Here is a 23,567-nt window from a genome sequence, read left to right as displayed (position 1 = left end):
AGTGGCCCGAAGGACAGCATTCGCTAGGATCGGGCCATGAGCGGTGAGCCGGAGTTCCGCCCGCACCGCGTCGTCGTCCTCGCCATGGACGGCCTGCTCCCCTTCGAGCTGGGCATCCCGCACCGCATCTTCGGTCGCCCGAGGGACGCCGAGGGGCGGCCTCTGTACGAGGTCGTCACCTGCTCGATCCGGCCGGCCGGCCCGGTCCGCACCGACTCCGACTTCGAGATCCTGGTCCCGAACGGCCCGGAGACCCTGGCCACCGCCGACACCGTGATCGTCCCCGCCTCCTATGAGTTCGGCCCGGTGTACGACGAGGGCGTCCTCACGCCCGAACTGGCCTCGGCCCTCGCCCACATCCGCCCCGGCACCCGGCTCGCCTCCATCTGCACGGGCGTCTACGTCCTCGCCGCCGCCGGCGCCCTCGACGGCCGCCCCGCCACCACGCACTGGGCCGACGCCGAGCGCCTCCAGCGGCTCTTCCCGCGGATCAAGGTCGACGCGGACGTCCTGTACGTCGACGACGGCGACGTCCTGACCTCCGCGGGCGTCGCCGCCGGGGTCGACCTGTGCCTGCACATGCTGCGCCGCGACCACGGCACCGCCGTCGCCAACGCCGTGGCCCGCCGCACGGTCGTACCGCCGCACCGCGAGGGCGGACAGGCACAGTTCATCCAGCGTCCGGTGCCCGAGCCGCAGCTGGCCACCACGACCACGGCCCGCGCCTGGGCGCTGGACCGGCTGCACGAGCCGATCCAGCTGCGGGACATGGCCGAGCAGGAGGCCATGTCCGTACGGACCTTCACGCGCCGCTTCCGCGAGGAGGTCGGCGTCAGCCCCGGCCAGTGGCTCACCCAGCAGCGGGTGGAGCGCGCCCGGCAGCTCCTGGAGTCCTCCGACCTGTCCGTCGACCAGGTGGCACGGGACGCCGGCTTCGGCACGGCCCAGTCGATGCGCCAGCACCTACAGACGGCGCTCGGCGTCACCCCGACCAGCTACCGGCGCACCTTCCGCGCGAGGACCGGCAACCCCGTTGCTCCGATCAGCGCCTGAGCCGTCCCGCCGCCGCTCTCCCCACCACCCGAGCGCCGTCAGCAGCAGCCCCAGCGCCACGCCGGCCAGGATGGCCGTGGACGGGGACACCACCTGAAGCAGCCCACCGGCAAGGGAGCCCGTCGCCGCGTAACCCGCCCCCGCCGCCGCGTACATCACGGAGTACCCGGCGGCCATGGCACCCGGCGGCACAGCCTCCCGAAGGGAGAGGTTGCGGGTGATCAGCGCACCCGACTGGAGCGTGCCCGCGAGCGCCAGGGCCACCGCGATCCCGGCGGCGCCCGGTATCAGCGCGGCGAGGGCCACGAACGCCGACATGCCGCCCATCAGCACCACGCTGCGGGTACGCAGTCGGCCCGGCCACGCCCGCAGCCCGTACAGAAACGCCCCGAGTCCCGCCGCCACGGCCATGCCGGCCAGCATGGGGCCGGTCCAGCCGACGCCGATGCCGCGCTGTTCGAGGAGGGCGGGCAGGGTGAGTTCGGCGAGGCCCAGCAGGGTGAGGCTGGCGGCGCCGGTGACGTACACCGGCCAGGCGCGTATCAGCACGCGGAGGCCGGCCCGACCCGTCTCCCCTTCCTGCTCCCAACGGGCGGGCAGCAGCCACAGCCCCGCAACCGAGGACGCCATGAGGGCGCCCGCCAGCAGCAGCGGCGCACGCGGCGCCAACCCGAGGGCGAGCCCGGCGACCGCGACCGGCGACACGGCCCACACCCCGGACATCAGCATCGACTCGGCGGACAGCGCCTGCGCCACGGCACGTTCCGGAACCAGCGAGGTCAGCAGCGTCCGCAGCCCACCGGTGACCGCCCCCGGCGCGAACCCCGCCACGAAGGCGAACACCCCCAACACCACGGACGGCGCGCCCGGCACCACCCCGAGCCCCGCGAACCCCACCGTCCCGACCGCCAGCCCGAGGGCCAGATGCCGACGCCCCCGCGCGGGATCCAGCCGCATCCCGAGTACCGGCGCACCGACGATCTCGCCGATCACATAGGCCGCCGCGAGCGCCGCCCCCAGCGTGTACCCACCGGGCCGCTCCCGCACCAGGAAGACCAGTGCCAACGGGGCCATGGCGACGGGCATACGGGAGCCGACGGCCGTACCGGCCCAGATCAGCACCGACTTGGAGGCGACGTCGCGATAGGTCATGCGAACGACCGTAGGCGGCGGCACCGACAACACGGCACTTGTTTTCCGGGCCTGTGGATAACCCTCCCCACCGACCCCTGCCCACCACCCCCGCCGGCCGCCCGCCGCCCCTCAGAACGTCAGCACCCCCCGGGCCACCTTCCCCGCCTCCGCGTCCGCCGCCGCCCGCTCGAACTCCTCGACCGGATACGTCTGCGTGACCAACTCGTCCAGCAGCAGCCGCCCTTGCCGGTACAGCTCGGCGTACAGCGCGATGTCCCGTTGCGGCCGCGAGGAGCCGTAACGGCACCCCAGGATCGACTTGTCCAGGAACATGGACGCCACGACGAAGGACGCCTCCGCCCCGGCGGCGGGCATCCCGAGCAGCACCGCCTGTCCGTGCCGGTCCAGCAGATCGACGGCCTGCCGTACGAGCTCCACCCGCCCGACGCACTCGAAGACATGGTCCGCACCCGTCGGCAACAGCTCCCGCACCCCTTCCACCGAGGTCAGGAAGTCGGTCGCCCCGAACTGCCGCGCCACCCCCTCCTTGGCCGGATTGGCGTCGACGGCGACGATCCGCAGCGCCCCCGCGATCCGGGCCCCCTGAAGGACGTTGAGCCCGATCCCGCCGGTCCCGATCACCACGACACTGTCGCCGCGATCCACCCTGGCCCGGTTCAGCACGGCCCCGACCCCGGTCAGCACCCCGCACCCGATGAGCGCGGCGGACGGCAGGGGGATGTCCTTCGGGATGCGTACCGCCTGCACGGCCTTCACCACGGTCCGTTCCGCGAAGGCGGAGTTGGAGGCGAACTGGAAGACCGGCCGCCCACCCAGCGAGAAGGGCTGCCCGGGCCGTCCGACGGCCTTCCGGCACATGGTGGGCCGCCCCCGGTCGCAGTCGGCGCAGGTGCCGCAGGCGGCCAGCGTGGACAGCGACACATGGTCCCCCGGCGAGACATGCGAGACGCCCTCCCCCACGGCCTCGACGACCCCGGCCCCCTCGTGCCCCAGCACCACGGGCACGGGGAACGGGATGGTCCCGTCCACCACGGACAGATCGCTGTGGCACAGCCCCGCCGCCGAGATCGCGACCAGCACCTCCCCCGGCCCCGGCCCCCGTACCTCCAGGTCGTCGACGACCTCGACCCGCTTTCCGTCGAACACCACGCCGCGCATCACACAACCCCCTTCGGTTCCTTCGGCAGCCCGAGCACCCGCTCGGCGATGATCGTGCGCTGCACCTGGTCCGAGCCGCCGTAGATCGTGTCGGCCCGGGAGAACAGGAACAGATGCTGAAACACGTCGAGTTCGTACGGCGCCGAGGCCGACCAGTCATCGGGCCCCACACCCGCCGCCACGCCCCGCACCTGCACGGCCAGCTCCCCGAGCCGCTGATGCCACCCGCCCCACAGCAGCTTGGCGACACTGGAGGCACCGGCGTCCCCCGAACCCCCGAGCGTGCGCAGGGCGTTCCACCGCATCACCCGCAGCTCGGCCCACTGCCGGACCAGCCGGTCCCGTACGACGGGATCCGCCACCGTCCCACTGTCGACGGCCGCCCGCACGACCCGCCCCAACTCCTGTGCGAACCCGACCTGCTGGGCGAGCGTGGACACCCCCCGCTCGAACCCGAGCAGACTCATCGCGACCGCCCAGCCGTTCCCCGCTCCCCCGACGACATCCTCCCTACGCGCGTGGGCCCCGTCGAAGAACACCTCGTTGAACTCACTGGTCCCGGTCATCTGCCGAATCGGCCGCACCTCGATCCGCCCCGGCTGATCCATGGGAACGAGCAGAAAACTCAACCCACGATGCCGCCGCGAACCGACCTCGGTCCGAGCGAGCACAAAACACCAGTCCGCCTCATGGGCGAGCGAGGTCCAGATCTTCTGCCCGGTGACGCGATACGTACCGTCCGCGCCCCGCTCGGCCTTCGTCCGGATCCCCGCGAGGTCCGAGCCCGCCCCGGGCTCGCTGTACCCCTGACACCACAGTTCGTCTCCGGCGGCGATGGCGGGAAGGAACCGCGCCTTCTGCTCAGCGGTGCCATGCGCGAGCAGGGTGGGGGCCAGCAGATTCTCCCCGATGTGCCCGGACCGCGGAGGCGCACCGGACCGCACGTATTCCTCGGCCCAGGCGACCTGTTGGGTAAGGCTCGCGGTCCGATTCCCGAACCCGCCCTCAGGCCACCCAAGCCCGATCCACCCGGCCTTCCCGAGCGTGCGCTCCCAGGCACGCCGCTCAAGCCCGACGGAGGCATGCTCACCGAGCCATGCCCGCGCCCCCGCCCGGAACGCCTCGTCCTCGCCAGTGAACCCGAAGTCCATGGACCTCTCCTCTGAACACCGCTGACTGGAGTCACCTAGGGGCGCGGGGAACTGCGCGACAAGCCACAACGAACCCGCAGCCGCCAACTCACAGATCCACGCACCCCACTAGGCGTTAGGACGTTCCCCTTCACGCGCGGCCCTCTCCATCGCAGCCACCCGCTCCAGCATCGGCATCGGATCCACCCCCACCGACCCCGGCAAGAACTCCGCGATCCGCTCCGGCGTCCAGGAACCCTCCGCGTAGGCCGAGCGCAGCTCTCTCGGCTGAGCCCACACCGCGATCTTCGGCCCCGCGACCGTGTACACCTGCCCGGTCACCTCCCGAGCCCGCTCCGACAGCAGATACACGACGAGCGCGGCCACATCCTCCGGCTCCCCGATCTCCGCCAACGACATCGGCACCCCCGCCGACATCCGCGTACGAGCCACCGGCGCGACCGCGTTCGCGGTCACTCCGTACTTGTTCAGGCCCAGCGCGGCGCTCCGCACCAGCGAGATGATCCCGCCCTTCGCGGCGCTGTAGTTGGCCTGCGAGACGGACCCCTGATGGTTCCCGCTGGTGAACCCGATCAACGTCCCGCTCCGCTGTCGCCGCATCACCGCGGAAGCCGCCCGGAACACGGTGAACGTGCCCTTGAGGTGCGTGGCGACCACCGGGTCCCACTCCTCCTCGGTCATGTTGAACAGCATCCGTTCGCGCAGGATCCCGGCGACGCACACCACCCCGTCGAGCCGCCCGTACGACGACAGCGCCACGTCGACGACCCGCTGCCCGCCCGCCATCGTCGAGACGTCGTCGGCCACGGCGACGGCTTCCCCGCCGGCCGACGAGATCTCCTTGACGACGGCCTCGGCGACCTCGCTGGTCGGCGACCCACCGTCCACGGACACCCCGTAGTCGTTGACGACGACGGACGCTCCCTCGGCCGCCGCGCAGAGCGCGACCGCCCGTCCGATCCCTCGCCCCGCCCCGGTCACGGCGATCACCTTGCCTGCCAAGAAGTTCCCCACGCCCGGCCCCTTCCCGCGGTTTCTGACGGACCGTTAGATTTTATGACCCGTCAGATACCCGTAGACAAGCCCCGGGGAGCACCGATGCCACAGCCCGCGATGCATCCGGCGTTTCACGACCTCGCCAAGCGCGTGAACAACTGGGGTCGTTGGGGCGCCGACGACGAGATCGGCACGCTCAACCTGATCACCGACGAGGTGGTGCGCCAGGCCGCGGCCGAGGTCAGGACCGGCCGCCGCGTGCCCCTGGCCCTCCCGCTGAGGGAGGACGGCGTGCAGACCGGGCTGATACCGGGCCGGGTCAACCCGCTGCACGCCATGGTGCAGATCAACCAGGAGATCTTCGGCCCCGGCACGGTCGCGTGCAGCGACGACGCCGTGACCATGGGGCTTCAGGCGGCCACCCACTGGGACGCGCTCACCCATGTCTCGCACTCGGGCAGGCTCTACAACGGCCGTCCGGCCGGTTCCATCACCCCGCACGGCGGCGCCGAGTTCAGCGGGATCGACAAGGCACGGCACGTCGTCTCGCGCGGGGTCCTGCTGGACGTGGCGCGCGCCCACGGCACGGCCCGGCTGGACGGGTCGCACGCCGTCACGCCGGAGGATCTGGAGGCGGCCGAGGAACTCGCGGGCACGCGCGTGCGGGCCGGCGACATCGTGCTCGTACGGACCGGGCAGGTGCAGGTATATCTGGCCGGCGACAAGCACGCGTACGGCTATCCGTCGCCGGGTCTGTCGGTCCGTACGCCGGAGTGGTTCCACGCGCGCGATGTCGCGGCGGTCGCGAACGACACGTTGACCTTCGAGATCTTCCCGCCCGAGATCGAGGACCTGTGGCTGCCCGTACACGCGCTCGACCTGGTGGAGATGGGGATGCTCCAGGGCCAGAACTGGAATCTCGAAGAGTTGTCCACAGCCTGTGGAGAAGAGGGCCGCTACACGTTCCTGCTGTCGGCCATGCCCGAACCGTTCGTCGGCGCGACGGGGACTCCGGTGGCGCCGGTCGCCATTCTCTGACACGGGCAAGGCAGGACGGCGGCGCTCCAACGCCCACCCCGAGTGCGGCATCGTGCGCCGCCGTCCGACTCCGGCGTACCCGCCCCGACTCCACTTGGCCCCGAAGGAAGCCGACGCCGAATCACGACCCACACTCGCCGAGGGCTCCCGTCACCGGAACCCTCGTCGTCCCCTCACGGCGAATCGCTGACCACAAGCGTGAGCAAACGGACACGTGGCGTCAACACCCGTTCGATGATTTATTACTTACGCACCATTTGTGATGGGCGCGCGCGGAAGCACATCACGGCGCACCACCTCTCGACCGGCCTGGACGGCCAGGTCACCGTGCGACCGTGCACCGGTCACGCGGCCGCAGACAAACTCAGGCGTCCTCAGACGGCCTCGTACGCCAGCCCCTCGTACCCCTCGAACGCCGAGGCGCCGCCGCCGAAGGACGCCGCACCCTCCTGGCCCCGGGCCGCGCAGCGGTCGAGTTCGCACCAGATGCGCTTGCCGGCCCCTTCGGGGCTCCAGCCCCACCGGTCGGCGAGGCCGTCGACCAGGGCGAGTCCGCGGCCGCCCGTCGCGTCACCGTCGACACAGCGGGGCACGGGGGCGCGGCCGCTGGCGTCGGCCACCTCGAGGCGGACGGTGGCCTGTTCGGTCGCGGCGCCGGGCAGCGACAGCCGCAGCACGGCCGGTCGGCCGGTGTGCACCACGGCGTTGGTGACCAGTTCGGACACGAGCAGGATCAGGGTCTCGGCGAGCGGCTCGTCGGCCTCTATCCCGGACCCGGCGAGCCGCGAGCGGGCCCACCGCCGGGCTCGCCCCACCTCCGCGGGGTCGGGCCGGATCTCCAGCTGCACTTGAAGCACCTGCACCGCTCACACCATCCGAACCGGCAGACACATAGCCTCGCGCCTCACGAGGGCCACGATCGTAGCCATTTTTTGCATGGCCAGAACAATGGCCAAAGCCGGGGTCACAGAACGTGAGTCCCTTACGAGACAGCATGGTTGACGTACAGTCACCTCAACAAGCGCTTCGGGCATATTCCAGCGCGAAGGAGTACCCCGGTGGCATACTGTGCGACGCTCATTGCGGGGAGTCGAACAGGTGGAGGCCCACAGCCCGCCGACCCTGCGAGAAGTGGCGCGCATCGCCGCATCCGGAGCCGCCGCAGAGGCAACACCGGCATCGCTGGCGCTCGGAACCACTCGCATCCCACAGAAGGTACCGGAGCGACGCGCCGACTCCAGGACGTGACGGGTCACGCATAGGACACAACCCGATATCAACGCTCCGTAATTCCGGTATGCCACAATCCGCGACATTCACGGGGCGCGCCTCGAAGACTCCCCAGCCCAGCACCTGTCAGGCCGTCAGTTCGGCCGCGAGCAGCTCCTCACTCTCCGTACGACCACCGCCACGCTGCGCCCGCACCCACGCCCGCTTCAGATGCAGATGCACCTCGGACTCCCAGGTGAAGCCCATGCCGCCGTGTATCTGGAGGCAGTCGCGGGCGCCCCGCACGGCGGCCTCGTCGGCGAGCAGCCGGGCGGCGGCGATGTCGCCGGGGTCCTCGGTGACGGCGGCCGCGTAGACCGCCGCCCGGGCCACCTCGGCCCGCACCAGCAGCTGTGCGCAGAGGTGCTTCACGGCCTGGAACGCCCCGATCGGCTTGCCGAACTGCTCGCGGGTCCGGGCGTGTTGCACCGCCAGCTCGCACACGCGCGTGGCCGTACCGAGCTGCTCGGCGGCGGTGAGGAGCACGGCGACGGGGTCGGTGGCGGCGACCCCGGGCACCCGGTGCAGGGGCGTCAGCGGATCGACCGACCTCAGGGGTACGGCGCCGGCGGTGTCCCCGCGTACGACGTCGGCGGCGTCCAGCCACTCCACCAGCGTGCCGTCGACGGCTGCCACCACCACCGACCCGTCGGCCGCCCCGGGCACCGACCCCGCCGCGAGCTGGGTGGCCACCAACGGGCCCGGCAACAGGGCGCGCCCCGCCTCCTCGAAGGCCAACACCGCCTCGGGCACCCCGAGTCCGACCCCGCCGTCCGCCTCCGGCAGCCGCAACGCGAAGAACCCGGCCGCCCCGAGCTCCCGCCACAGCGCCCGGTCCAGACGCCCCGGGACCTCGACGGCCGCCCGCAGCGCCTGCCCGTCGAAGCGCCGGGCCAGCATCTCCCGGACGCCGTCCCGCAACGCCCGCTGATCTTCAGTGAGTTGAAAGCGCACCTCAGGATCCTTTCGGCAGCCCCAGAATCCGCTCGGCCACGATGTTTTGCTGGATCTGCGAGGTACCCGCGGCGATGGTGTACGACAGCGAGGAGAGCCGGTCGAGGACCCACGACCGGTCCAGGTCCAGGGCGTCGGGGCCGAGGACGTCGGCGGCGGTGTCGTAGAGCTCCTGCCGTGCGTGCGAGTAGCTCAGTTTGAAAACCGAACCCCCGACGCCGGGCACTCCCCCGGAGGCCTCCGCCTCGCTCACGTTCCACTGGGTGAGCCGCCACAGGGCCCGGAACTCGGCGTTGAGCCGCCCGAGCCGCCGTCCGACCTCCGGTTCGTCCCACCGCCCGTTCTTGCGCGCCTCGGCGGCGAGGTCACGCAACACGCGCCTGCACGCGACCACTTCGCCGACGAAGGCGGTGCCGCGCTCGAAGGACAGCGTCACCATGGTCACGCGCCAGCCGTCGTTCTCGTCCCCGACCCGGTTGCCGACCGGCACCCGCACCTCGTCGAGGAACACCTCGGCGAACTCGGCCGACCCGGCGAGGGTCTTCAGCGGCCGTACCGTGATCCCCGGCGCGTCCATGGGCATGGCGAGCCAGGTGATGCCCTTGTGCTTCGCAGCCTTCGGGTCGGTCCGCACCAACAGCTCGCACCAGTCGGCCACTTCGGCGTGCGAGGTCCAGATCTTGGACCCGCTCACCACGTACTCGTCGCCCTCCCTGCGCGCGCGTGTCCGCAGTGCCGCGAGGTCGGACCCGGCGTCCGGTTCGCTGAACCCCTGGCACCAGACCTCCTCCCCGCGCAGGATCGGCGGCAGCCAGCGCGCCCGCTGCTCCTCGGTCCCCTCGGCGGCGATCGTGGGCCCGGCGTGCAGCAGCCCGACGAACCCGGCGCCCACATAGGGCGCGCCGGCCTTCTCGGTCTCCTCCAGGAAGATCAGCCGCAGGGTCGGTGAGGCGTCCCAGTGCACGTCCGCGTACCCGGCGTCGTACAGCATCCGCTGCCAGCCCATGTCGTAGGCGCGCCGCCCGGGCCAGTCGTCGGGGGACGGCTTGGCGGGGAGCGTGGGCAGCACGCGGCCCAGCCACTGCCTCAACAGCGCCCGGAACTCCTCCTCTTCGGGGGTGTACGACAGGTCCATTACTTGTCGAGGTCCAGACCGAGCATGCGGATGGCGTTGCCCCGCATCAGCTTGTGGACGGTCTCGTCGTCGAGGCCCTTCACATGGTCGAGGGCGACCTCCTTGGTGTGCGGGAAGGTCGAGTCGACGTGCGGGTAGTCGGTCTCGAAGGTGGCGTTGTCCCGGCCGACGACGTCCAGGGACGCCACCCCGTGCTTGTCGCGGAAGAAGCAGCAGAACATCTGCCGGTAGTAGTACGTCGACGGCGGCTCGGGGACGATGTCGCGCACCCCGCCCCAGGCCCGGTGCTCCTCCCACACGTCGTCGGCGCGTTCGAGGGCGTACGGGATCCAGCCCATCTGGCCCTCGCTGTAGGCGAGTTTGAGCGTCGGGAACTTCACGAGCACCCCGCTGAACAGGAAGTCCATCATCGAGGCCATGGCGTTGTTGAAGCTGAGCGAGGCCTGGACGGCGGGCGGGGCGTCGGGGGAGGCGGCGGGCATCTGGGAGGACGACCCGATGTGCATGTTCACCACGGTCCCGGTCTCCTGGCAGGCCGCGAAGAACGGGTCCCAGTAGCCGGAGTGGATGGACGGCAGACCGAGGTAGGTGGGGATCTCGGAGAAGGTCACTGCCCGCACGCCGCGCGCCGCGTTCCGCCGGATCTCGGCGACCGCCAACTCCACGTCCCACAAAGGGATCAGGCACAGCGGGATGAGGCGTCCGCCGCTGTCCCCGCACCACTCCTCGACCATCCAGTCGTTGTAGGCGCGCACGCAGGCGAGGGCGACCTCCTTGTCGTGCGCCTCGGCGAAGGTCTGGCCGCAGAAGCGCGGGAAGGTGGGGAAGCACAGCGAGCCCTCGACGTGGTTGAGGTCCATGTCCTTGAGGCGTGCGACGGGATCCCAGCATCCCCGCCGCATCTCCTCGCGGGTGATCCCCTCCAGGGTCATCTCGTCGCGGTCGAAGCCGACGGCGGCGATGTTGCGCTTGTACGGGAACTTCAGGTCCTCGTAGATCCACCAGTCGGTGGGGGGACCGTCCGGGTCCATCGTGATCTGGTACTTGCCGCCGACGTAGGCGAGTTCACCGATCCCGGCGGTGAGCGGCTGCGGTCCCCGCTCCCGGTACTTGGCGGGCAGCCAGGTCTTGAACAGGTGCGCGGGCTCGATCACATGATCGTCGACGCTGATGATGCGGGGCAGTTCGGTCGGCATGATCCCCTCCGCCGGACGGTGTTCACCTGACAGGCACTATCTGATGGATCGTCAGATAGCATGTCACCTGACGAGTCGTCAGCCAAGCAGGGGGCACACGTGAACGAGAGCCCGCACTCCCTGAGCTCCTCCCGCACCCTCTGGGAACTGGTCGCCCGCCGCGCCGACCTCACCCCCGACCGCCCGGTCCTCCTCCAGGACGACCGCTCCCTGAGCTTCGGCGAGCTGCGCGCGCGTGCCGAGCGGGTGGCGGCGGGCCTGTACGACATGGGCGTACGCCCCGGCACCGTCGTCGCCTGGCAGCTGCCCACCCGCATCGAGACGGCGGTGCTCTCCTTCGCGCTGGCCCGCCTGGGCGCGGTGCAGTCGCCGATCATCCCCTTCTACCGGGACCGCGAAGTCGGCTTCGCACTGCGGGAGTCGAAGGCGGAGTACTTCGCGGTACCGGGCGAGTGGAAGGGCTACGACTACCCGGGCATGGCCCGCCGACTGGGCGCGAAGGGCGTCTTCGAGGCGTACGACCACCTCCCCGACGGCGACCCGGACCTGCTGCCCGCCCCTCCCTCCGAGGGCACCTCGGTCCGCTGGATCTACTGGACCTCGGGCACCACCTCCGACCCCAAGGGCGTACTGCACACGGACCGTTCCTTGATCGCGGGCGGCTCCTGCCTCGCCCACGCGCTGCGTCTGAGGCCCGACGACGTGGGCTCGATGGCCTTCCCGTACGCCCACATCGCGGGCCCCGACTACACGGTGATGCTGCTGCTGTACGGCTTCCCGGCGGTGATGTTCGAGCAGTTCGCGCTGCCGGACGCGCTGGAGGAGTACCGCAGGCACGGGGTGACGGTGGCGGGCGGGTCGACGGCGTTCTACTCGATGTTCCTGGCGGAGCAGCGGAAGCGGCCGGAGGAAAAGGTGATACCGACCCTGCGGCTCCTGGCGGGCGGCGGGGCGCCGAAGCCGCCGGAGGTGTACCACTCCGTCGTACGGGAGATGCGGGTCCAGCTCACGCACGGATACGGCATGACCGAGGTGCCGATGATCACCATGGGGTCGCCGGACGACACCGTGGAGAACCTCGCGACGACCGAGGGCCGGCCCCCGGAGGGGATGGAGATACGGATCGTGGACGGGGAGGTGCGGTTGCGCGGGGAGGCGGTCTGCCAGGGGTACCTGGACGCGGGTCAGACGGCGGAGGCCTTCGACGAGCAGGGCTTCCTGCGCACGGGCGACCTGGGACATCTGACCGGCACCGGGCACCTCGTCCTCACGGGCCGCCTCAAGGACGTGATCATCCGCAAGGGCGAGAACATCTCCGCGAAGGAGATCGAGGACCTGCTGGCCGCGCACCCGGCGGTCGGCGACGTGGCGGTGATCGGGCTGCCGGACCAGGAGCGCGGGGAGCGGGTGTGCGCGGTGGTGGAACAGCCGCCCGGCGCCGCGGAGTTGACCCTGGAGGCACTGGTCGCCCACCTCCGCGCGGAAGGGCTGTCGGTCCACAAGCTGCCGGAGCAGCTGGAGGTGGTGGACGCCCTCCCGCGCAACGAGACGCTCAGGAAGGTACTGAAGTACAAGCTCCGGGAGCGCTTCTCGGAGACGGTGAAGTAAGGGGCCGGCCTACTCGGGAACCGTGAAGTAGCGGGCGAAGGCGGAGACGATCTCCTCCTCGCCGACCCGGCCGTCGCCGTCGGTGTCGAGCGCACCGGCGGCCGCGGCGGCGATGTCCTGGGCGACCCCGAGGATCCTCAGCACGCGCGCGGTGTCCTCCACGGTGGCCGCGCCGTCCCCGTCCGGGTCGGCGACGGCGAGGGCCGCGTGCAGGAAGGGGCGGGCGATCTCGGCGAACCGGTCGGGGTTGTCGCGCAGCCGCTTGACCGCGCCGTTGACGAACTCGTCCCGGGTGATCCGCTGGTCGCCGTCCCGGTCCGCGATCCCCGCCATGCCCTGCCAGAACGCCTCCGCGCCGAGATACAGGGCCTGTCCCTTGTCGGACCGTGCCGCCGTACCGAACTCCGCGAGCAGCGCCTTGGCCGCCACGCTGAAGTCCGCCCGGTCGATATAGCCGTTGCCGTCCTGGTCGAAGGTGGCGAACCGGCCGGCGATCCTGCGCTCGTACTCGCTGCTGACCATGTCTCTTCGGGCCGCCTTACGTCACGTGGGGTACATCTCGATCGGAGCGTACGACGCCGGACCGGACCGGGGAGCGGGAAAGCGGCGGTTGTGCCAAGACCGGGGGAATTTCGGGACAACGGCGTGGCACATCCGTGAGGTGATCCACATGCGATCCGCCGGTCACGCCGACAGTGGACCCGCCTCGTCCTCCGTCGCCGACTCCAGGTCCGCGTGGACGTCGAAGAGGCGCCGTACCCCCAGCGCGCCCAGCACCCGGTTGACATGGGAGCCGTCCACCGCGCCCTGGGCCGGGAGGATCAGGCGCAGCCGGCCCTGGCAGGAGCGGATGAGGCGACGCGAGGCTATGAGGACGCCGACGCCGCTGGAGTCGCAGAAGAAGACCTCGGAGAGGTCGAGGACGAGACTGTGGCGGCCCTCGGCCACCGCGTCGTGCACCCGCTGACGCAGCACCGGCGACGTCACCAGGTCCAGCTCGCCCGACACCCGCAGCACGGTCCAGTCGCCGTGCTCGTCGTCGGTCACGTTGAACGCCACCACCACGCCTTTCGCTCGCCGGGACTTGCCGGAACGACCCACAAACGGAAGGCGTTCCTACGTTTCCTTGCAGCGCGGCTGCCCAGCGGCGGTTCCCTGAAACCAGACACAGGAAACGGAAACTGATCAAAAGAGGCTTGTTTTAGTCGTCTTCGATCCTGTTCGATCGAGGATGGACGCACAGTGGAGGGGTAGGCGAAGGTCCACTATCACCGGCCGCTCTCCCGGGGGCGCACAATGCGACAAAGGGGCGTGCGCTGTCGGACGTGCCGACTACATTCGAGGAGACGGTGGGTTCAGGCTTGACGAGCACGCGAACAGGGTGAGGGGGCCGCATGGCGAAGAAGGACGCACCGCCCCGCTGGGACCGCAAGATGCAACAGCGGCTCGCACGCGGTGAGGCGGCCGCCCTCGGCGAGCTCTACGACCGGTTCGCCTCGCTCGTGCACGGCCTCGCCCACCGCGTCCTCGGCGACGAACGCGCCGCCGACGGCGTCACCCGCGAGGTCTTCGCCCACGTCTGGCAGCACCCCGACGCCTACGACCCCAAACAGGGCCCCCTGCGCTCCTGGGTCGCCGGCCTGACCCACCGCCTCGCCGTGCAGCGTCTGCGCGCCACCGAGACCGCCGCCCTCGCCCAGGGCGGCCGCGGTTCCACCGAGGACCTGGAGCGCAAAGTCCGCCACGCCTCCGTCGCCGCCCGCGCCGACTACATCGTCCAGTCCATGCCGTCCCCGCTGCGCGCCGCCCTGGAGCTGGCCTACTTCCAGCGCCGCGACTACCGCCAGACCGCCGCCGACCTCGGCGTCACCGAGGACGAGGCCCGCCGCCGCCTCCGCCTCGGCCTCCAGCTCCTCGCCACCGCCCACGACGCCGGCGCCGCCCCCGGAGCACCCCCCGGATACGGAGGTGCGGCGTGAACGAGCCCAACCGGTTCGAGGCGTACGACGAGCACGAAGAGCAGGACGGCCAGGACGGCCAGGAGTACGAGCCCTCCGGCGACTCGGAGAAGAAGGGCACGGACGAGAAGGACGAGGCCGCGACCCCCGGCAGCCCCGGAGCCCCCGGCGGTCCGGCCGACGGCGACCGTCCCACCCCCGACCCCTCCGACGGCCCGCCCCGCATACCGCTCCCCCGCGCCTCCGTCGAGGACACCGGGCACCCCCTGCCCTCGCTGGACCCGCCACCGCCGCTTCCACCGGCCCCCTTGGTCCTGGAGCACCCCGTACTGAAGGCCCTCCTCGGCGCGTGGGCCCTCGCCGCCTGCTCCCCGGAGGAGACGGCCGCCGTCGAGGAGCACCTCGGCGACTGCGGCTCCTGCGCGGACGAGGCGCTGCGGCTGCGCGGCGCGGTCGGCCTGCTGCACCCGCCGGAGAGCCTCGACCTGGACCCGGGCCTGCGCACCCGCGTCCTGGAGGGCTGCCTGGACCGCCGCCCGCCGCGCATCCCGGTACCCGAGTGGGCGACGCCGTACGACGCCGAGACCGCCCGTCTCGACGCGCTGCTGCGGGACATGGGCGACGCGGAGTGGCACGCGCCCGTGCGGCTGCGCTGGTTCGAGTCCGACGAGGCGACGAGCCGCCGTACGACGGTCGCCGGTGTCATCGCGCACCTGCTGACGGTCGACGGCCTGGTGGCCCTCGCGCTGGGCCTGGACGACCCCCTCGGCGACACCGGCGCGCACTCCCCGACCCCCGCGGCCCGCACCGAGGCGTACTGGCGCGGCTCGCACTACCCGCCGACCCGCTCGGTCCGGTCCCCCTGGCGCGAACAGAGCCACGACCTGGTCCGCACGGTCTCCTTCACGGGCGGCGGCGCCGGCAAGCTCGCCGTGTCGTACGGCGACTTCGAACTCCCCCTGCACGACGCCATGCTGGACCGCGCCTTCGAGTGCTGGGTCCACGCGGAGGACATCGCCGAGGCGGTCGACTACCCCTACGAGCCCCCGTCACCCCGCCATCTGAACCGCATGATCGACCTCGCGGCCCGCATGCTCCCCACCGCGCTCGCGGTGCGCCGGCGGTCGGGACTGTCCGCACCGGCCCAGGGCCGCCACCTCGTCCCCGCGGGCGAGCCGGGCCGTAGCCTCCGGCTGGAGATCGAGGGCCTCGGCGGCGGCGACTGGCTGATCCCCCTCGACTCCCCCGCGGCCATCGGCTCCGCCGATCTCGAGATCGCCCACATCGCCCTGGACGGCGTGGAGTTCTGCCAACTGGCCGCGGGCCACGTGTCTCCTGCGGAGGCTGCGGCAGGTCAGCTCGGCGACCGGGAGGCGATCAAGGACGTACTGTTCGCGGCGGCGAGCTTGAGCCGGATGTAGGGGCGGGGTACGGATCAACCGGCGGAAGTGGAGAAACCCAGGGGCGCGGGGAACTGCGCGACCAGCCCCCACTCATCCGCAGTCGCCGTACGACCCAAAGGCCCCGTGCTGCTAGGCGAAGACGACCGTACGGCGACCGTTCAGCAGGATCCGCCGCTCCGCATGCCACTTCACGGCCCGCGCCAGCGCCTGGCACTCCACGTCCCGCCCGATCGCGACCAGCTGGTCCGGGGTCACGTCGTGCCCGACCCGCTCGACCTCCTGCTCGATGATCGGCCCCTCGTCCAGGTCCGCCGTCACATAGTGCGCCGTCGCGCCGATCAGCTTCACACCGCGCGCATGAGCCTGGTGATACGGCTTCGCACCCTTGAAGCTCGGCAGGAACGAGTGGTGGATGTTGATGATCCGCCCACTGAGCTGCTTGCAGAGGTCGTCGGAGAGCACCTGCATGTACCGGGCGAGCACGACCAGTTCGACGTTCTCCTCGCGCACCAGCTCCAGCAGCCGCGCCTCGGACTCCGCCTTGTTCTCCCTCGTCACCGGGATGTGGTGGAAGGGAATGTCGTACGAGCCCACGAGCTCGGCGAAGTCGGTGTGGTTGGACACCACGGCCGCGATCTCCACCGGCAGCGCGCCGATCCGGGCCCGGAACAGCAGGTCGTTCAGGCAGTGCCCGAACTTGCTGACCATGAGGACGACCCGCATCCTCTGCTCGGGCTGGTGGATCTGCCAGTCCATGTGGAAGGCGTCACCGATCGCCGCGAAGGACGCCCGCAGCTTGTCCACCGTGACCGGCGCCTCCGCCGAGAAGTGGACGCGCATGAAGAACAGACCCGTGTCGTGGTCGCCGAACTGCTGGCTGTCCTCGATGTTGCAGCCGGTCATGAAGAGGTAGCTCGACACGGCGTGCACGATGCCCTGCTTGTCGGGGCAGGACAGCGTGAGGACGTACTGCTCGGCGGGGGCCGCGGCCCGGGTGGACTGCTCGTTCATGCAGGACAGGGTCCCATATCCACCTCGGTGGCAAGGACCCCGTCCGTCACGCGGACCGGGTCATGATCTGGAGCACCTGGAGCGAACGCGGCGCCGCGTCCGGATCGTCACCGTCCGCCGTCGCCATCCGTACATGGGCGTCGCGCGCGGCCCGTACCGCGTCCGGCCAGCCCTGGTGGTCGACGTAGGCGGAGACGGGGGCGTCCGGACCGACCTGGTGCATGATCCGCAGCACCCTGAGGACGGCGGAGTCGACGAGGGCCGCCTCCTGGGAGTCCCGGAAGATCGTGCCGACGTATTTCTCGGCGGACCAGTTGTCCAGCCAGGTGTCCTCGACGAGGCGGTACACGGCGTCGGTGACGTCCCCGTACCCCTCGACACCGGCCAGCCAGACGTCCCGCTGGAACCCTGGGTCGGAGAGCATGTGCAGCGCGGAGCGCACATTGCTGCGCCAGCGCCACCACGGCATGTCGTTCAGTGGCATGCCGCCCATGGTGGAGGAGCGACGGCCGCGACGGGAAGAGTTCTCCGAACCTTGCACGGTCATCGATCGTACGTTCCGCGTCACACGAGCCGCACCGACCCCCGTAATTCACCTTCGCGTCACCGTTCGTTGACCGTAAGTCACTCCCGGGTTGTCCATGTGGCGGAAGCGTGTGTGCCCATGACCGGCAGGCGACGCATCCGCAGCACCTTCCTCCCCAGGCTCCACCGGCCCGTCAGAGCCACCGCCCTCGCGGCGGGGGCACTGGCCGCGTGTGCGTCGCTGACCGTCGGTTGCGGGGTGGTTCCCGGGGCCACGGGGGGCTCCGGGAACGACCCGATCAAGGTCATGACCTGGGCCTCGATGGACACCGACGCCACCAACAAACCCGGCATGCCCGCCTTCGCGCAGGCCTACGCCCGCTGGATCAACGCGCAGGGCGGCATCAACGGCCGCAAGATCACCGTCCTGGTCTGCAACGACCGCAACGACACCATCACCGCCGCCAAGTGCGCCCAGCGCGCCGCCGACGAGAAGGTCGCCGCGGTGGTCGGCTCCTACAGCCAGTTCGGCGACACGTTCTTCTCCACGCTGGAGAGCGCCGACATCCCCTACATAGGCGGCTACGGCATCACCAACGCCGAGTTCGACAGCCCCCTGTCCTACCCCGTCAACGGCGGCCAGCCGAGCCTGCTGGCCGGGCTCGGCAAGGAGCTCGGCGGCAGCTGCGGACCGGTCGCGCTGGTCCGCCCCGACAGCATCGCGGGTGACGAACTCCACGTCATGCTGGACTCCGGGCTCAAGGCCGCCGGGCACCCCGCGGCGACCGACCAGCTGGCCGCGGAGGACGCCACCGAGTACGCGGCGCAGTCCGAGCGCGCGCTGGGCCGCTCGACCGGCGACCCGGCGAGGAAGGGGTGCGTGGTGCCCGCCCTCGGGGACCGCACCAGCACCTTCATGGACTCCTTCCGCCGCGCCCGCGAGGACTACCCCGACGTACGCACCGCCACCGTCCTCGGCAGCGTCGACCAGACGGTGATCAACGCCACGGGCGGGGCGTCGGGTCCGTACGAGGGCTCGTACGTCGCCGGCTGGTACCCGGTCGCGACCGATCCGCGCTGGGACCCGATGAAGCAGGTGATCAAGGAGCAGGCCTTCGGCGACAACCGCATCGACCCCGCGGACGCCGGTGTGCAGACCACCTGGCTCGCGTACACCGTCTTCAAGGCCGCCGTCGAGTCGCTCGGCGGCGGCGAGGTGACGTCGACCACCGTGCGCCAGGCCCTCGACGACGGCCTGAAGGTCGACACCGGCGGCCTGACACCGACCCTCAGCTGGCAGTACGAGGGCGGCCTCGCGGCCGTCGGCCTGCCACGCCTGTTCAACACCGAGGTGACCCTCCAGGCCGTACGCAAGGGCCGCCTGGTGACCGCCCGGAAGGGCTTCACCGACGTACGCAGGACCCTGGAGAACGCCGACGTGAGCTAGGGCCTGGGCGGGGGGCCGCCGTGGGCGGTCCCCCGTCCGTCACAGCTGGGTGCGGGTGCGTTCGGTCAGGCCGTACTGCTTGGCGATCGCGTTCCACAGCTTGGCCGCGGTGATCTTCTGCGTGCTGGCCTCACCGCTGGCCTGGTTGCCGGCCTGGGTCTGCGGGGTGTTGCGCGCCTGGCCCTTCTTGCAGCCCTTCTTGCCGGCGGTCTGGTCGGCCCACGCCGCGTAGTGGTTGTCGGCCGACGCGGACGCCTCCCACGCCTTGGTGAGGGCGGTGGTCAGCTGGGCGTGGTTCGGGAGCTTGTCGACGGTCAGGCCGGACAGACGGGTCACGAGGTCGTTGCGCTGGGTCGCCGCGTCCCGCAGGTCCTTGGCCGCCTGGCCGAGGTTCTTGCAGGCCTTGACGTCCTCCACCGCGCTGATCACCGAGGCCCGGCTGTCACCGCTGTCGGCCAGCAGCTTGTCCAGCTCGACGGCCTGCGCCTCGGCCGGGTCGGCGGACGGCGACGCGGACTCCGACGCCGGAGCGGTCGCGGCGACGGTCTTGTTCCCGTCCCCGCCGTCGTCCCCGCCCCCACTGGCGAGCAGGGCCCCCGCACCGATCCCGAGCACGGCGATACCGATCCCGACCGCGGCGATGACAGGGACCCGCGACCGACGCCGCCCCCCACGGCCACCGTCGTCGTCGTCGTGGCGGTCGTGCTGCCCGTACGACGGCTGCGGGTGCCCCATGCCCGGCTGCGGCCCCGGCTCGAAGCGCGGCAGCTGCTGCGTGGCGCCGGCCGGGCTCTCCGCGCCGGGCCCGCTGCGGAAGAGGTTGTCGAACTCGGCGGGCGGCTGCCGCTCCCCGCCGTGCTGCCCGGGCACGGGCGGGATGTACTGCGTGGCCTCGGAGTCCGGCCCGGACACGGGCGGCAGCGGCCCCGCGCCCTGCGGGGAGCGCCCGAGGAACTGCGTCTGCTCCGCACCCCCCTGCATGGGCACCTCGGGCGGCAGCGCCCCGGGCGCGATGGGCGGGATGTACTGCGTCGCGCCCTCGTCGGGGGCCGCGGCGACGGGCGGGATGTGCGGGATGTACTGCGTGGCGCCCTCGTCGGCGGGCGGCAGCGGGGCGGCGGGGTAGCCGTACGCGTCCGTGCGCGCCTCGGGCATGGGCCCGCTCGGCGCGGCGGGCGGCTGGGGTGCGGCCGGGGGGTTCTGGTTCACCGGCGGCAGGTAGTACGAGGTGGGCTGGTCGGTGTCCTGGCCGGCGGGCGGCAGCGGCGCACCGGGGCCGCCACCGTGACCGGCGTGCGGGGCCGCGGGCGAGCCGTAGGCGTCGTAGCCCGTGGGTGGCTGCGGCGGGTTCTGGTTGACCGGCGGCAGGTAGTAGGAGGTCGGCTGGTCGCTGTCGTAGCCGCCGGACGGGGCCGGGGCCCCTTCCTGCGGCAGCGGCTGCGACGGGTCCTGGGCGGTCCACCCGGCCTGCGCCTGGTACGGGTCCTGCGCGCCCCACTGCTGCCCCTGCGGCGCGCCCCAGCCCTCGCCCTGCTGCGGCGCCGGGCTCTGCTGTTCGGGCCCCCACGGGGTGCCCCAGGCCTGGCCGCCGGGCGGGGCCGACGGGGGCGGGGCGGCGGGGGTCGGGATGTGCGGGGCGGACTGGTGACCGCCGGGTCCGCCCGTCTGACCCGGCAGCAGCGGTTCGCCACCGTCGGAGGGCAGCACGATGCCTTCGCGCGCCACACGCGGCGAGGGCTCCTCGCCCTGTCCACTCTGCGTCACCGGGACTCCTACTAATGGGGGACCTTGTGAATCGTCGGCTCACGCTACCGGGTCCCCCGAGCCCGGTGCCACGCAGCACGGAACGCGACCTGCGTCCCTGTGACCGCGGTAACAAAACCGGGCCCGCATCCGCTATATACGCCCTCCCTTCCCCTTCGGAGCCTTCGTTTCCTGCGCGTTCACGTCCTCGTACCCAGGGGTTTCACGCCGCCGCCTGCAAGTCCAGGCGCGCCCCGAACTCCCTTACCACCGGCTCGTCCCGGAACGGCTCCAGCCGCTGCTGGAAGTCCTCCAGGTACTCGGCACCCCGGTTGGAACGGACGGTCTCCAGCAACTCCACGGCCTTCAGCCCGGTGTGGCAGGCCTGTTCGATCTCCCGCTGCTGCACCTGCGCGGTGGCGAGCAGCACATAGCCGATGGCCCGGCGCCGCGCCTTGGTGTCCGGGAGCCCGTCCAGCGACTCCTGGGCCCGCCGCGCCGCCGCCTCGGCCTGTCCCAGGTCGCGGTGGCAGTGCGCCAACTCGTCGGCCAGATAGGCCTCGTCGAAGTGCGCGATCCACGCCGGGTCGTCCCCGGACGACGGATCCGCCGCCTCCAGCGCGCTCACCGCCCGCCCGGACGCCGTCTGCGCCGCCCGCGCGTCGCCCATCAGCGCGTGTCCGCGCGCCTCCGCCGCGAGGAACATCGCCTCCGCACGCGGTGTCACACGCCCCCGCGCCCCTTCCTGCGCCGCGCGCGCCAACTGGGCGATCTCCCGCGGGTTCCCGAGCTGCGCGGCGAGGTGGCTCATGGACGCGGCGAGCACATACCCGCCGTAGCCCCGGTCCCCGGCGGCCTGCGCGAGCCGCAGCGCCTGGATGTAGTACCGCTGGGCCAGGCCCGGTTGGCCGGTGTCGATGGCCATGTACCCGGCGAGCTCCGTCAACCGCGCGACCGCGGCGAACAGTTCGCGCCCGACGGCCTCCCGGTACGAGCCGGCCAGCAGTCCGGAGACGACGCTGTTGAGGTAGTGCACGACCACCGGCCGCACATGCCCGCTGCCGTACTGGTGGTCGAGGTCCACGAGGGCCTGGGTCATCGCCTTCACGGCCGCGACATCGGACTGTCCCACCCGGGGCCCCGCCTGCCGCGCCACCTGCGAGTCGGGCGAGGAGATCAGCCAGTCCCGGCTCGGCTCGACGAGCGCGGAGGCGGCGACGGACGAGCCGGACAGGAAGTCCCGCCGCCCCACGTCACTGCGCCACAGCTCGCAGACCTGCTCGATGGCGCCCAGCACGGTCGGCGAGAACTGGAGACCCACGCCCGAGGCGAGGTTCTTGCCGTTGGCCATGCCGATCTCGTCGATCGTGACCGTACGGCCGAGCTTGCGGCCCAGCGCCTCCGCGATGATCGCAGGGGCGCGTCCCCTCGGTTGCTGCCCGCGCAGCCAACGGGCCACGGACGTCTTGTCGTAGCGCAGGTCGAGGCCGTGCTCGGCGCCGCACATGTTGACCCGGCGGGCCAGCCCGGCGTTCGAGCAACCCGCTTCCTGGATGAGCGCCTGCAACCGTTCGTTCGGCTGCCGCGCGACGAGAGGCCTTGCGGCCATGGCATACCCCCTGGGAACAACCCCTGAAGCGAAAAGATCCGGCCGTGAAGATCAATGCCCCACGGACATACCGAAAATGCGAGGCATGTGAGGATTGCCGGGGTAAAAGACAGAAGCCACCCCGCATGTGGCTACCCAGCACCGCCCGCGGATCCTCCTGCGCGCCCCCACACATGCATCCATGCGCCCCAGATGCGGAATCGATGCGCTTCCCCCGCGCGCGCAGGCCCTGGCGCCGGACTGGCTTCGTCCGCCCGTAGGGCGGGCCTCGCGGCGTCTGGTGCTCCCCCAGAGGGGGTACCCCCAGATCGCAAGGCGCGGAAAGGTCCTAGTAGCGGGGCTACTCGGGCCTTTCCGCAACGCCGCTGGGGGTCCCCCCGCGCGAGCGCAGCCGAGCGTGGGGGAGTGCGGGCCAGCGCCGCGAGGCAGAAGTCAGTCCGGCGCCAGGGCCTGGCCGTAACTCCAGGTGGGTGCGGGAGTTGTGTTGGGCGTGGAAGAGACGATCGCGAGCACCGAAGCCGCCCAGATTCCGAAGCAGCGCGGGGAATCCCTGCTGGAGACAGCCGTACGGTATGCCGAGGAACGCCACTGGGACGTCTTCCCCGGCGCCTGGCTGGAAGCCGTCGACGGGGTGCAGCAGTGCTCCTGCGGCGACTCGGCGTGCGCCGCCCCCGGCGCGCACCCCTCGCGCGAGGACTGGGCGACGCAGGCCACGGGCAGTGCGACCGTCGCGCGCCGGTTGTGGTCGAAGCAGCCGCTCGCGTCGATCCTGCTGCCGACGGGGCGGACGTTCGACGCGATCTCCGTGCCGGAGACGGCCGGTTTCCTGGCGCTCGCGCGCATGGAGCGCATGGAGTTGACGCTGGGACCGGTGACCCTGTCGCCGGATCGCCGTATGCACTTCTTCGTGCTGCCGGGCGCTTCGGTGAAGGTGCCGGACCTGGTGCGCAAGCTCGGCTGGACGCCCTCGTCGCTGGACCTGGTCGCGCTCGGCGAGGGGGCGTACGTGGCGGCGCCGCCCACCCGGTACGGCTCGCGCGGCGCCGTCCAGTGGGCCTGCCGCCCCACCCCCGCGAACCGATGGCTCCCGGACGCGGAGGAGTTGATCTCGCCCCTCGCCTACGCGTGCGGACGGGACCGCTAGAAGATGCTCCTCGT

Annotated in this window: 21 protein-coding genes; 7 read left to right on the top strand and 14 right to left on the bottom strand. The window is 71.6% G+C overall.

Annotation, left to right across the window (positions count from 1 at the left end):
• The first annotated feature begins 36 nt into the window (after window positions 1-36).
• Complete coding sequence (locus tag ABKA17_RS28115) at window positions 37-1,053, top strand: GlxA family transcriptional regulator (RefSeq protein WP_353695047.1); 1,017 nt, start codon at window positions 37-39, stop codon at window positions 1,051-1,053.
• On the opposite strand, the gene ABKA17_RS28110 is transcribed toward ABKA17_RS28115, so the two are convergent.
• From ABKA17_RS28110 to ABKA17_RS28095, 4 genes are all read right to left on the bottom strand, one after another.
• The gene (locus ABKA17_RS28110; protein ID WP_353695046.1) at window positions 964-2,205 is read right to left on the bottom strand and encodes an MFS transporter; all 1,242 of its coding nucleotides are present in this window, start codon (window positions 2,203-2,205) and stop codon (window positions 964-966) included. The two genes, ABKA17_RS28115 and ABKA17_RS28110, sit on opposite strands and share 90 nt — an antisense overlap.
• 111 nt (window positions 2,206-2,316) lie before the next feature.
• Complete coding sequence (locus ABKA17_RS28105) at window positions 2,317-3,366, bottom strand: Zn-dependent alcohol dehydrogenase (RefSeq protein ID WP_353695045.1); 1,050 nt, start codon at window positions 3,364-3,366, stop codon at window positions 2,317-2,319.
• A complete protein-coding gene (locus ABKA17_RS28100) occupies window positions 3,366-4,517 on the bottom strand; it encodes an acyl-CoA dehydrogenase family protein (RefSeq protein WP_353695044.1) in 1,152 nt (383 codons plus the stop codon). Before ABKA17_RS28100 ends, ABKA17_RS28105 begins: the two co-directional genes overlap by 1 nt.
• A 108-nt stretch (window positions 4,518-4,625) precedes the next feature.
• The gene (locus ABKA17_RS28095; protein WP_353695043.1) at window positions 4,626-5,531 is read right to left on the bottom strand and encodes an SDR family oxidoreductase; all 906 of its coding nucleotides are present in this window, start codon (window positions 5,529-5,531) and stop codon (window positions 4,626-4,628) included.
• An 84-nt stretch (window positions 5,532-5,615) separates the two neighbouring features.
• Between ABKA17_RS28095 and ABKA17_RS28090 the strand changes: the two genes are divergently transcribed.
• A complete protein-coding gene (locus ABKA17_RS28090) occupies window positions 5,616-6,551 on the top strand; it encodes a cyclase family protein (protein ID WP_353695042.1) in 936 nt (311 codons plus the stop codon).
• Window positions 6,552-6,925: 374 nt separating this feature from the next.
• On the opposite strand, the gene ABKA17_RS28085 is transcribed toward ABKA17_RS28090, so the two are convergent.
• The 4 genes from ABKA17_RS28085 to ABKA17_RS28070 form a co-directional block, all read right to left on the bottom strand.
• The gene (locus tag ABKA17_RS28085; protein WP_353695041.1) at window positions 6,926-7,414 is read right to left on the bottom strand and encodes an ATP-binding protein; all 489 of its coding nucleotides are present in this window, start codon (window positions 7,412-7,414) and stop codon (window positions 6,926-6,928) included.
• A 493-nt stretch (window positions 7,415-7,907) separates the two neighbouring features.
• A complete protein-coding gene (locus ABKA17_RS28080) occupies window positions 7,908-8,774 on the bottom strand; it encodes an acyl-CoA dehydrogenase family protein (RefSeq protein ID WP_353695040.1) in 867 nt (288 codons plus the stop codon).
• A gap of 1 nt (window position 8,775) precedes the next feature.
• Complete coding sequence (locus ABKA17_RS28075; RefSeq protein WP_353695039.1) at window positions 8,776-9,909, bottom strand: acyl-CoA dehydrogenase family protein; 1,134 nt, start codon at window positions 9,907-9,909, stop codon at window positions 8,776-8,778.
• On the bottom strand, window positions 9,909-11,105 hold the full coding sequence (locus tag ABKA17_RS28070) for an amidohydrolase family protein (RefSeq protein WP_353695038.1): 1,197 nt from the start codon (window positions 11,103-11,105) through the stop codon (window positions 9,909-9,911). Before ABKA17_RS28070 ends, ABKA17_RS28075 begins: the two co-directional genes overlap by 1 nt.
• A 99-nt stretch (window positions 11,106-11,204) precedes the next feature.
• Here ABKA17_RS28070 and ABKA17_RS28065 point away from each other — a divergent pair, with 99 nt between their 5' ends.
• Window positions 11,205-12,713, top strand: a complete 1,509-nt coding sequence (locus ABKA17_RS28065) for a class I adenylate-forming enzyme family protein (protein WP_353695037.1) — start codon at window positions 11,205-11,207, stop codon at window positions 12,711-12,713.
• 9 nt (window positions 12,714-12,722) lie between these two features.
• Here ABKA17_RS28065 and ABKA17_RS28060 read toward each other — a convergent pair whose 3' ends face one another.
• Both ABKA17_RS28060 and ABKA17_RS28055 read right to left on the bottom strand, forming a co-directional pair.
• Window positions 12,723-13,235, bottom strand: a complete 513-nt coding sequence (locus ABKA17_RS28060) for an EF-hand domain-containing protein (RefSeq protein ID WP_353695036.1) — start codon at window positions 13,233-13,235, stop codon at window positions 12,723-12,725.
• Window positions 13,236-13,397: 162 nt separating this feature from the next.
• Window positions 13,398-13,778, bottom strand: a complete 381-nt coding sequence (locus ABKA17_RS28055; RefSeq protein ID WP_353695035.1) for an STAS domain-containing protein — start codon at window positions 13,776-13,778, stop codon at window positions 13,398-13,400.
• 329 nt (window positions 13,779-14,107) lie between these two features.
• Between ABKA17_RS28055 and ABKA17_RS28050 the strand changes: the two genes are divergently transcribed.
• Window positions 14,108-14,692 (top strand): sigma-70 family RNA polymerase sigma factor, encoded by a 585-nt coding sequence (locus ABKA17_RS28050; RefSeq protein ID WP_353695034.1) that lies wholly within the window; start codon window positions 14,108-14,110, stop codon window positions 14,690-14,692.
• Window positions 14,689-16,092, top strand: a complete 1,404-nt coding sequence (locus ABKA17_RS28045) for a zf-HC2 domain-containing protein (RefSeq protein WP_353695033.1) — start codon at window positions 14,689-14,691, stop codon at window positions 16,090-16,092. Before ABKA17_RS28050 ends, ABKA17_RS28045 begins: the two co-directional genes overlap by 4 nt.
• A 111-nt stretch (window positions 16,093-16,203) precedes the next feature.
• Here ABKA17_RS28045 and purU read toward each other — a convergent pair whose 3' ends face one another.
• Both purU and ABKA17_RS28035 read right to left on the bottom strand, forming a co-directional pair.
• Complete coding sequence (purU, locus tag ABKA17_RS28040; protein ID WP_353695032.1) at window positions 16,204-17,085, bottom strand: formyltetrahydrofolate deformylase; 882 nt, start codon at window positions 17,083-17,085, stop codon at window positions 16,204-16,206.
• 46 nt (window positions 17,086-17,131) lie between these two features.
• Window positions 17,132-17,632 carry an SCO4402 family protein gene (locus ABKA17_RS28035; protein ID WP_353695031.1) on the bottom strand — a complete coding sequence of 167 codons (501 nt, stop codon included), beginning with the start codon at window positions 17,630-17,632 and terminating at the stop codon, window positions 17,132-17,134.
• Between the two features lie 117 nt (window positions 17,633-17,749).
• On the opposite strand from ABKA17_RS28035, the gene ABKA17_RS28030 reads away from it, so the two are divergent.
• Window positions 17,750-19,057 (top strand): ABC transporter substrate-binding protein, encoded by a 1,308-nt coding sequence (locus ABKA17_RS28030; protein ID WP_353695030.1) that lies wholly within the window; start codon window positions 17,750-17,752, stop codon window positions 19,055-19,057.
• A gap of 39 nt (window positions 19,058-19,096) precedes the next feature.
• On the opposite strand, the gene ABKA17_RS28025 is transcribed toward ABKA17_RS28030, so the two are convergent.
• Entirely contained in the window at window positions 19,097-20,821 is a 1,725-nt protein-coding gene (locus ABKA17_RS28025; RefSeq protein ID WP_353695029.1) for a hypothetical protein, read from the bottom strand.
• 202 nt (window positions 20,822-21,023) lie between these two features.
• Entirely contained in the window at window positions 21,024-22,409 is a 1,386-nt protein-coding gene (locus ABKA17_RS28020) for an NsdA family TPR-like regulatory protein (RefSeq protein WP_353695028.1), read from the bottom strand.
• Window positions 22,410-22,890: 481 nt separating this feature from the next.
• Here ABKA17_RS28020 and ABKA17_RS28015 point away from each other — a divergent pair, with 481 nt between their 5' ends.
• On the top strand, window positions 22,891-23,553 hold the full coding sequence (locus tag ABKA17_RS28015; RefSeq protein ID WP_353695027.1) for a bifunctional DNA primase/polymerase: 663 nt from the start codon (window positions 22,891-22,893) through the stop codon (window positions 23,551-23,553).
• Window positions 23,554-23,567 lie beyond the last annotated feature (14 nt).

This window comes from Streptomyces sp. RG80, from assembly GCF_040446465.1.
Taxonomy (GTDB): Bacteria; Actinomycetota; Actinomycetes; order Streptomycetales; family Streptomycetaceae; genus Streptomyces.
The sequence above is the reverse complement of the archived record's forward strand: the minus strand, read 5'-3'. Positions and strand labels throughout refer to the sequence as shown.